Raw genomic sequence first — 9,821 nt, 5'->3', positions numbered from 1 at the left:
TAGTAGCGGCGAACGGAGTGAGTGGCGTATCGAGATCACCGTTTCGCCCACCGCGCGACCCGCTCCTTGTGCTCGGTCGTCTGGTGCGCCAGCGGTTGCATCGCGGCGGCCAGATTGAGCGTCGAATCCAAGGAGCCGGTGCGCGACTCGGTGAGCAGCCGCTTCGCCATCCGCAGCGCATGCGGCGGGTTCTTGGCGATGCGTCGGGCGAGTGCGGTCGCCTCGTCGAGCAGGACGTCGTCGGAAACGACCCGGCCCACGAGGCCCCAGTCGAGGGCGGTCGCCGCATCCACTCGGTCGCCGGTGAAGGTCATCTCGGCGGCCCGTTCGTAGCCGATGGCGCGGTGCAGGAACCAAGAGCCGCCGTCACCTGGGATCAGCCCCAGCTGCACGAAGCTCTCCGCGAAGAACGCGGATTCGGCCGCCACCCGCATATCGCACATCATCGCCAGGTCGCATCCCGCGCCCACCGCTGCGCCGTTGATCGCCCCGATGACCGGGACCTCGCACCGATGTAGCGCCCGCGGGATACGTTGGATGCCATCGGCATAGCCATGACGTTGATCCACGGCCTCGAGGCCGAACAATCCCTGACCGTCGGCCATCTCCCGCACGTTGCCGCCCGCCGAGAAGATGTGTCCCGCCCCGGTGAGGATCACCACGCGCACCGCGGGGTCCGCGTTCGCCTCGTCCACGGCCCGTTCGAAGGCCGTGATCACCTCGGCTCCGGTGATCGCGTTGCCGACCTGCGGCAGGTTGATGGTCCAGACGGCCACGCCGTCGGCGATGTCGATGTCGAGGGGTTCGGGCACGTTGTCGGCCTTTCTGCGTCGAATGGTCTCGCTTGCAGCCTACGACCCGGCCGGCCGTACGGTGGGTGGCATGTCGAGCAACCCCACCCGCCACCTCGTCCGGTACGGCGGTTCGTTCTCTCCCGACCTGATCTCGCGCGCCGAGGGCTCGTACGTGTACACCGAATCCGGGCGGGCCTTGCTCGACTTCACGTCGGGACAGATGTCGGCGATCCTGGGCCACTCACATCCCGACATCGTCGCGACCGTCCGCGAGCAGGTCGGCACGCTGGATCACCTGTTCAGCGGCATGCTCTCGACACCCGTCGTGCAACTGGCACAACGCTTGGCCGAGTCGCTCCCGGAACCCCTCGAGAAGGTCCTGTTGCTCACCACCGGCGCCGAGTCGAACGAGGCGGCGGTCCGGATGGCGAAACTGGTGACCGGCAAGCACGAGATCGTGTCGTTCACCCGGTCTTGGCATGGCATGACCCACGCCGCCGCAGCCGCCACCTACAGTTCCGGCCGACGGGGCTACGGGCCGGTCGCCGCGGGAAACCTCGCACTACCCACCCCGAACGCCTACCGCCCGGACTTCACCCACCCCGACGGCTCGCTGGACTGGCAGCGTCAACTCGACTTCGGTTTCGAGATGATCGACGCGCAGTCGGTCGGGTCGTTGGCCGCCTGCATCGTCGAACCGATTCTCTCCTCCGGTGGTGTGATCGACCTACCGCCGGGGTATCTGCGTGCGCTGAAAGACAAGTGCGAGCAGCGCGACATGCTGTTGATCCTGGATGAGGCGCAGACAGGGCTGTGCCGGACGGGTGATTGGTATGCGTTCCAACGGGATCAGGTGGTCCCCGACATCCTGACGCTGTCGAAGACTCTCGGCGCGGGATTGCCTCTCGCCGCGACGATCACGTCGACCGAGATCGAGGCCATGGCCCACGAACGCGGGTTCCTATTCTTCACCACACACGTCTCCGATCCGCTCGTGGCAGCCGTCGGCAACACCGTGCTCGACGTACTGATCCGCGACGAACTCGATGATCGCGCCCGCCGCGCCGGCGCCTTGCTGCGCGACGGTCTGCTGTCCATCGCCGGGCGCCACGACGTGGTCGGCGACGTCCGCGGTCGCGGCCTGATGCAGGGCATCGAACTGGTCACCGATCGCGACAACAAGACCGGCGCAGACGAACTCGGCGCTGCGGTGACGCGCCGCTGCTACGACCTCGGCCTGCACATGAATGTCGTCCAGCTACCGGGCATGGGCGGCATCTTCCGTATCGCACCACCCCTGACCGCCACCGACGACGAGTTGCACTCCGGGCTCGAGATGCTCGATCAGTCCATCGCAGAGTGCGCTCACTAGGAACTCACGACGAGGATTGCTTCGCCGCGTCGGGTCCCGGCGTCTCCTTTGCCGCCCACTGACGCGTCCACCGGTAGAGCCAGGCGATCACGGCGACGAAGGCGACCACACCGAGGATCTCCGAGCCGGTCTCCCATCCGTCGCCGATGAACGGCAACGCCAGAATGGTGTCATCGCCGGTGGACGCGACGATGGCCGCGAACACCACATTCCACAGACTCTCGCCGACGATGAGGCCCGTAGCGAGTAACACGCCCATGCGCTTCTTGCGCTCGACGTTGCTGCCGGTCCCCTCGGCCCACTTGTTGTAGGCGCGCCCGATGAATGCGCCGATCGGGATGATCAGCGTCACCGACATCGGCAGGTACATGCCCATGCCCACCGCCAGTGGCGGAACGCTGAATCTGCTTCCGGTGCGGGTCAACACCTCGTCGACAATGATCACCACCGCGCCGATGAGGACGCCCACCCCGATCAACGCCCAGTCGAGGTCGCCGCCGAACACCCCCTCGGCCAGTGACGAGATCAATCCGGCCTGCGGCGCGGGCAACGCGTCCTCGCCGGCTCCCGGCGCACCGACGAACCCGAACGCGGTCTGCATCAGCTGCAGCACCGGCGGGATCACCACGGAGCCGAAGATGACGCCGATCACCAACGCCACCTGCTGTTTCCACGGTGTCGCACCGACCAGCTGACCGGTCTTGAGATCTTGCAGGTTGTCGTTGGAAATGGTGGCCACGCCGAACACTATGGCGGCGGTGAACAATGTGTAGGCGACCAGCGCCGCGGACTGTTCGTCATTCGCGCTACCGAAGGTGATCTTGATGACGACGGCCGCAACGAGCACCACAACGATCCCGACACCCGAGATCGGGCTGTTCGACGACCCGATCAGACCGGCCATGTACCCGCAGACCGATGCCACGATCAAGCCGATGAGGAACACGAAGATGATGCTCGCGGTGATGATCCCGGCCGCGCTGCCGTGTAACACGGTGTTGGCCGCGAAGTCCCACAGCATGAAACCGATCGGGATCAACGACGCCAACACGACACCGGAGACGATGGTGATCGGGATGTCCTGCTCGGTGAGGTCCACCGTCGAACCGGCGCGACGGGCGCGGGTGGAGACCAGCGCATCCTTGATACCGCGCACGATCGGCCCGATGATCTTGAGCAGCGTCCAGATCGCCGCGATCGCGATCGCTCCGGCCCCGATGAACCGCACATCGTTGGTGAAGACGTTGTCCACGACGTCGGCGATCGAGCCGGACGGGGGAAGATCGCCCCACGTCCGGATCGGCAGCAGCACACCGTAGGAGATGAACAGTCCGATCAGCATCGAGATACCGACGGTGATGCCGACCAGATGTCCGACACCGATCAACGAGAACAGCAGACCCGCACCGAATGTGGTGCCACCCTGACCGATCCGCACATACCCCGAGATGGTCCCGGCGATGAGCTTGGTCTGGGTGAGGATCGAGAAGACCGCAGACACAACGCCGCCCACCACGATCACACGCAGGCCGCGGCGGTTCTCCTCGGCACCCTGCGCGGTGTCACCGACCTTGAGGACCTCGGCGGCGGCCGCACCCTCCGGATAGGGCAGATCAGATCCCGTGACGAGCGCGCGGCGCAACGGGATCGAGTACATCACGCCGAGGATGCCGCCGATCAGACACACCGCGACCGTCGTCCAGTACGGGAACCCGGTCCACCACCCGATCATGATCAAGCCCGGCAGCACGAAGATGATCGCCGAGAGAGTTCCGGCCGCCGACGCGATCGTCTGCACGATGTTGTTCTCGACGACGGAGTGATCGGCGAAGTACCGCAGGATGCTCATCGAGATGACCGCGGCGGGAATCGCGGTGGCGAAGGTCAGGCCCACCTTGAGGCCCAGATAGACGTTCGCGGCGGTGAACACCAGGGTGATCAGACCACCGAGAATGATGCCCCTGATGGTGAGTTCACGCAGGCTCGCCGACGAACCCTTCACAGTGGAGCCTGGCGTGGACATGACAGCGACCCCTTACCCGACCGTGCTCGGCTGGCGACTCGCGCGAGATGGGATCCCGGCGAGTCTGCGGACTGGAGCTAACTCTAGGAGCGCCATGTTCGATCCGCAGGGATTCGTCGAGGCCCATTTCCGCACGTGTCGCGGCATTTGTCGTACTTGCCGGAATCATCGCCCGGGCCCCGGCCGTGCTGTCAGTGGCCCGCGGTCTCAGCTTGGGCTGGGTACGGCGCAACCGTCCGGACCGCATGCGGCGGCGTCTTGATCACCGACGATCGTGACGGGCCGCTCCTCCCACGCCAGTTGCAGTGCGCGCGCAAAGGTTTCGGTCGGCTGGGCGCCGGACACCGCATACTTTCCGCCGAATACGAAGAACGGCACACCGGTGACCCCGAGTTCGCGGGCCTGCTGCTCGTCGCGGCGGACATCGTCGGCGTAGGCCTCCGGGTCATCGAGCGTGGACCGCACCTCCGACTCGTCGAGGCCCGCGGACACCGCGATCGCGACGAGCCGCTCCCGGTCGCCGAAGACGGGGGTCGGGTCGGCGAAGTTGCCCGCATACAGGCCATCGAGCATGACATCCTGTTTGCCGTGCGCGGCAGCGAGATGTAGCAGGCGATGCATGTCGAAACTGTTGCCGTAGTCCCGGCCGCTGGCCTGGTAGGGCAGATCGATCTCGGCGGCCTGGGCTGCGATGCCGCGTTCGTTTGCCTGCGCCTGCTCCACCGGGATGCCGTACTTGTGCGCGATGTGTTCTTCGACGGTTCCGCTGGTGCCGGCGGGGATCGTCGGATCGAGTTCGAAGGACCGGTGCACCACGGTGATCTCGTCGCGATGAGCGAATTCGGCCAGGGCCAACTCGAAACGACGCTTTCCGAGGTAGCAGAACGGACAGTTGATGTCGGTCCAGATGTCGACGGCGACGGTCATGGTGGCGATGGTCCTCTCCGGTCGGCGCCTCTCGACCGACCACCGAGGTCCAACGCGGTATCGCTGCGTCGTGTTCCATTCCGTGTGCCATTGCGCTGCGGTCGGCGCCCAGACGCAGGGTCGGTAGTGTGTGATCGGTCGGGGTTCCACCACAACACCGATCACAATTCGCGGGGAAGGACCACGGCGCCGATGGGATCGGATCCGATCACCGACCTGGAAGCCGAGTTCGCCGACATCTGGCGCCGCGGCCGCATCCAGATGCGCGCACGTGCCCGTGCAATCCATCCTCGACTCGACCCGACCTGCTACCCGTTGCTGGTGCTGCTGTCCCGCCACGACGCGATCCGGATGTCGGACCTGCTCTCCGACCTCGGGTTGGAGAAATCGACCCTGACCCGGCAGATCGACTCGGTGGTTCGGCTACGTCTGGTCGAGCGCCATCCCGACCCGAACGACGCTCGCGCTCGCCTGGTCGCGTTGACCGACGAGGGGCGCTCACGGCTCGACGAGGTGGCCACCACCGCGACCGCGGTTTGGCGTGAGCGTCTGTCCCGTTGGAACCCGGACGATGTCCGTCAACTCGCTGACCTGCTACATCGCCTCGCCGTCGACACCGCTGACGTCTCCTCCGACCCCGAGGAATAACCCCAGATAGTTGAAGGTTGCAAGTACCAGCTAGATAGTTGCGGTACTCAACTATTCGTTGCGCGCCGCACTTCGGCGCACTCTCGCCCGCATCTCGCACTGATCGGCCTGCTGCTCGGGATGTTCGTAGCCTTCCTGTCCTCGACGATCGTGTCCAATGCGCTACCCGTCATCATCACCGACCTGCACGGCACGCAAGACCAGTACACCTGGGTGGTCACGGCGACGCTGCTGGCGTCCACGGCCACCACCCCCATCTGGGGCAAGACGTCGGATCTGGTGAACAAGAAGCTGCTCGTGCAGCTCTCACTGGTGCTGTTCACCCTCGGCTCGATCCTGGCCGGACTTTCTCAATCGGTCGGCATGCTGATCGGTTTCCGCGTCATCCAGGGCCTGGGCCTCGGTGGCCTGCAGGCACTGGTGGTGATCGTCATCGCGTCGATGTTCAGCCCGCGTGAACGCGGTCGCTACCAGGGGCCCATCGCCGCGGTCATGTCGGTCGCGACCGTTGCCGGACCGCTGATCGGCGGCGTCATCGTCGACACCAGCTGGCTCGGCTGGCGGTGGACCTTCTACGTCTGCGTCCCTCTCGCGGTGATCGCGCTGTTCGTCATCCAGCGCACCCTCGATTTGCCCCACGTCCGCAAAGACGTCCGCATCGACTACGTGGGCGCCGCACTGATCGCCGCCGGGGTCAGCACCCTGCTGATCTGGGTGACACTGGCCGGCAAAAGCTTCGACTGGGCATCTGGCTTCTCGTATGGCCTGGTGGCGCTCGGCGTAATCCTCCTGGCCGTCGCGGTGTGGACCGAGACCAGGGTCGCCGATCCGATCATCCCGCTCTACCTGTTCCGCGACCGCACCATCACCCTGGCCACCGTGGCCAGCGTCGCCGTCGGCGTCGCCCTGTTCGGTGGGGCGGTATTCCTCGGTCAGTATTTCCAGATCGCGCGTGGCTATTCGCCCACCGCTGCCGGCCTGCTGACCTTGCCGATGGTCATCGGGTCGATGGTGTCCGCATCGGTGTCCGGCTCGCTGATCACCCGCTACGGGCGATGGAAGATCTACCTCGTGGTCGGCGCGGCGATGATGACGCTGGGCTTCGGCCTGTTGTCGACGATCGACGCCCACACCAACATGGTGCTGCTGGGTGGGTTCCTGTTCATCCTCGGCGTCGGCATGGGCATGACCATGCAGAATCTGGTCCTTGCCGTGCAGAACAATGTGCGGCCCGACGATCTCGGCTCGGCCACGTCAACCGTCGCGTTCTTCCGCTCCCTCGGCGGCGCCGCCGGTGTGTCCGTGCTGGGCGCTGTGTTGTCGAATCACGTCACCGATCTGATCGCCCGAGGGTTGTCGGCGCTGGGGGTCGGCGCCGGCCAGTCAGATGGTGCCACGGCCGGGCTCGCCAACCTCAACGAGTTGCCCACACCGATCGCCGATATCGTCCGCGGCGCCTACGGCGACGGCACCGCACGCATCTTCTTGGTTGCCGCGGTGATGGCGGGCCTGAGTCTCATCGCCATCCTGTTCATCAAGGAGGTCGCGCTGAACACGCTCAGCGCCGATCAGCAGCGGATGGTCGATTCCCGTAATGCAGCAGACGTCGACGATGAGACCGTCGATCCAAGCTCGGGTCTGCCGGAGAGGGCTGCCGGCGCGACGTGAACGAGCCGGTAAACGTCATGGCACGCCGAGTTCGGACAAACGTGCCGGGCCACTGGTCGACCGCACGACGAGCTTGGGTACGAGCACTGACGACGCGCGGCGGGCGCGCCGGCCGTCGAGGCGCTCGACCACGGCCGCGACGGCCTGCTCGGCTTGCGCGCCAGGCTGCTGACTCACCGTGGTCAAGTCCACATTCGCGAGCCTCGCCAGGGCAGAGTCGTCGTATCCGGTGATCGACACCTCCCCCGGTACGTCGTAGCCGGCGCGTCGCACCACATCGAGCACCCCGACGGCGAGCCGGTCATTGGCACAGACGATCGCGGTGGGCATCGCAGCGCCGACCATGTCACGAGCGGCCGCCATCCCCGCGTCCTCGGTGTAGCCGCCGGCGTCGATTACGGCGCCACGGGGATCAAGCTGATGCCGTTGCATGGCGCGCAGAAAGCCGGTTCGCCGATCGCTCGCGATCACACCGGGCCCCGCCGCCACATGCGCGATCCGGCGGTGACCGAGACCGACCAGGTGATCGACGACCGCACCGATGCCGCGACCGTCGTTGGCGCGCACCACGTCGATCGACGCCGAGCTCATCCGTCGACCGACCACCGCAGTCGGCAGCTGTTCACCCAGTCCGACGATGTCTTTGGTCTCCAGCTCCGGACCGATGAGAAGCATTCCCTCACAGCGAAAGTCGATCAGCGTCTCGATGACCCGGCGCTCGTCGTGGGTGGGCGTGACCGCCCCCAGCACGGTCTCGTATCCGACCAGATCCGCCGCGGACACGATACTCTCGACGATCTCGGCGTGAAAACTGTTGCGAATCTGCACCACCACACCGAGCAGATGGGACCGGCGAGCAGTCATCAGCGCGGCCGCACGGTTCATCCGGTAGCCGAGGGCGTCGGCCGCAGCCAGCACGTCCTCGCGCGTTTTGTCGCCGACCCCTGGCGCCTTCCGGAAGACCAGCGACACGGTCGCTTTGGAGACACCGACACGATCCGCGACGTCCTGCATCGTCGGTCGGCTCGACCCGTTCGCCACCTCTGCACACTCCCATCCGATTGCTTCAGACCCGGGGGCTTGACACACCCCTGTGACTGGGCTCATAGTAGCGGAACTAGACCGGTTTAGTAGACCGGACAAGTTGAGACTTCGACCACCCGGCGAGGGAGCCGGAATCAGCACGAAGGAGCTGGCCAGTGACTGACAGAACGATCGGCGTCGCCGTTATCGGCGGCGGTATGGCAGGCCGCGCGCACGCCGCGGGCTACCGGATGGCGAGCACCCTGTTCGGCACCCACCGCCCCGACGTGCGGTTGGTGGCCATCGCCGACGCCAACAAGGCCGTCGCCGACGACACCGCCAAGCGCTACGGCTACGAACGCGCCGAATACGACTGGCAGGCCATCGCCGAGGCGTCGGACATCGACGTGGTCAGCGTCGTCGTCGCCAATCACTTGCACCGTGAGATGGTCGAGGGCCTGCTGGCCGCCGGCAAACACGTTCTGTGCGAGAAGCCCCTGGCCGGCTCGGCTGCCGATGCCGAGGCGATGCTGCTCGCGGCCGAGCGCGCCGACAGCCTGGCCGTGGTCGGTTACACCTACCGTCGCTCGCCCGCCGTGGAGCAGATCCGTCGTGAACTGGCCGCCGGTACCGTCGGCGAGTTGGTTCATTTCAACGGCCACTACTGGTGCGACTACGGCCTCGACCCGTCGTCGCCGATCACCTGGCGCCATCGCGGCGGACCCGGCACCGGGGCGCTGGCTGACGTCGGCAGCCACCTGATCGATCTCTCGGAGTTCGTGTGCGGACCGATCACCGAGGTCAGCGGCGCCACGTTCCACACGCTGATCACCGAGCGTCCGGTCCCGGTCGGCACCACCTACGGCCACACCAAAGCCGAGGTCACCGGCGAGATGGCACCGGTGGAGAACGAGGATGTCGCCACCTTCACCGCCACCTTCGCCAACGGTGCCGTGGGCACGTTCTCCGCATCCCGCGTCGCCCACGCGTTGCCCGACGGTCTCGGTTTCGAGCTCTTCGGCTCGCAGGGCTCGGCGTCATGGCAGCTGTTCCGGGCGAGCGAGTACGAGATCTCCGTGGTCGGCGACCGCCCCGAGCTCTCCGGTCCGCGTCGCGTGATCATCGGCCCTGATCACCCCTACATCCGTGGCGGTCTGCCGATGGATGCCGGCGGCGTCGGACACGGCAAGGCCGAGTTCTTCGCCTATCAGGCACGCGCCTTCCTCGACCAGGTCGCCGGAATCGACGGCGGCCTCGCCCCGGTCCCCGACTTCGCCACCGGCGTGCACAGCATGCGCACCGTCGCGGCGATCACCGAATCGGCCCTCGGTGGTGGCGCCACCGTCAAGGTCTCCTGAAATCCACT

The 9,821-nt window shown here is 66.3% G+C and carries 8 protein-coding genes; 4 read left to right on the top strand and 4 right to left on the bottom strand.

The features are described from left to right. Nucleotides 1-35: 35 nt before the first annotated feature. Nucleotides 36-812 carry a crotonase/enoyl-CoA hydratase family protein gene (locus ACIGKQ_RS18595; protein ID WP_396574649.1) on the bottom strand — a complete coding sequence of 259 codons (777 nt, stop codon included), beginning with the start codon at nt 810-812 and terminating at the stop codon, nt 36-38. A 70-nt stretch (nt 813-882) separates the two neighbouring features. On the opposite strand from ACIGKQ_RS18595, the gene ACIGKQ_RS18590 reads away from it, so the two are divergent. Next, the gene (locus tag ACIGKQ_RS18590) at nt 883-2,166 is read left to right on the top strand and encodes an aspartate aminotransferase family protein (RefSeq protein WP_396574648.1); all 1,284 of its coding nucleotides are present in this window, start codon (nt 883-885) and stop codon (nt 2,164-2,166) included. Between the two features lie 4 nt (nt 2,167-2,170). On the opposite strand, the gene ACIGKQ_RS18585 is transcribed toward ACIGKQ_RS18590, so the two are convergent. Both ACIGKQ_RS18585 and ACIGKQ_RS18580 read right to left on the bottom strand, forming a co-directional pair. After that, nucleotides 2,171-4,189, bottom strand: coding sequence for an OPT family oligopeptide transporter (locus ACIGKQ_RS18585; protein WP_396574647.1), 2,019 nt, complete (start codon nt 4,187-4,189; stop codon nt 2,171-2,173). Between the two features lie 207 nt (nt 4,190-4,396). Continuing rightward, nucleotides 4,397-5,116, bottom strand: coding sequence for a DsbA family oxidoreductase (locus tag ACIGKQ_RS18580; protein ID WP_396574646.1), 720 nt, complete (start codon nt 5,114-5,116; stop codon nt 4,397-4,399). 192 nt (nt 5,117-5,308) lie between these two features. Between ACIGKQ_RS18580 and ACIGKQ_RS18575 the strand changes: the two genes are divergently transcribed. Both ACIGKQ_RS18575 and ACIGKQ_RS18570 read left to right on the top strand, forming a co-directional pair. Continuing rightward, nucleotides 5,309-5,764, top strand: coding sequence for a MarR family winged helix-turn-helix transcriptional regulator (locus ACIGKQ_RS18575; protein WP_287015856.1), 456 nt, complete (start codon nt 5,309-5,311; stop codon nt 5,762-5,764). A 120-nt stretch (nt 5,765-5,884) separates the two neighbouring features. Then, complete coding sequence (locus ACIGKQ_RS18570; RefSeq protein ID WP_396574645.1) at nt 5,885-7,432, top strand: MFS transporter; 1,548 nt, start codon at nt 5,885-5,887, stop codon at nt 7,430-7,432. Nucleotides 7,433-7,447: 15 nt separating this feature from the next. Here ACIGKQ_RS18570 and ACIGKQ_RS18565 read toward each other — a convergent pair whose 3' ends face one another. Beyond that, entirely contained in the window at nt 7,448-8,446 is a 999-nt protein-coding gene (locus ACIGKQ_RS18565) for a LacI family DNA-binding transcriptional regulator (RefSeq protein WP_396574674.1), read from the bottom strand. Nucleotides 8,447-8,631: 185 nt separating this feature from the next. Here ACIGKQ_RS18565 and ACIGKQ_RS18560 point away from each other — a divergent pair, with 185 nt between their 5' ends. After that, complete coding sequence (locus tag ACIGKQ_RS18560; protein WP_235722996.1) at nt 8,632-9,813, top strand: Gfo/Idh/MocA family protein; 1,182 nt, start codon at nt 8,632-8,634, stop codon at nt 9,811-9,813. The last annotated feature ends 8 nt before the right edge of the window (nt 9,814-9,821 follow it).

Source organism: Gordonia sp. NPDC062954, assembly GCF_044543825.1.
GTDB lineage: Bacteria > Actinomycetota > Actinomycetes > Mycobacteriales > Mycobacteriaceae > Gordonia > Gordonia tangerina.
This window is presented reverse-complemented; position numbering and strand designations above follow the sequence as displayed.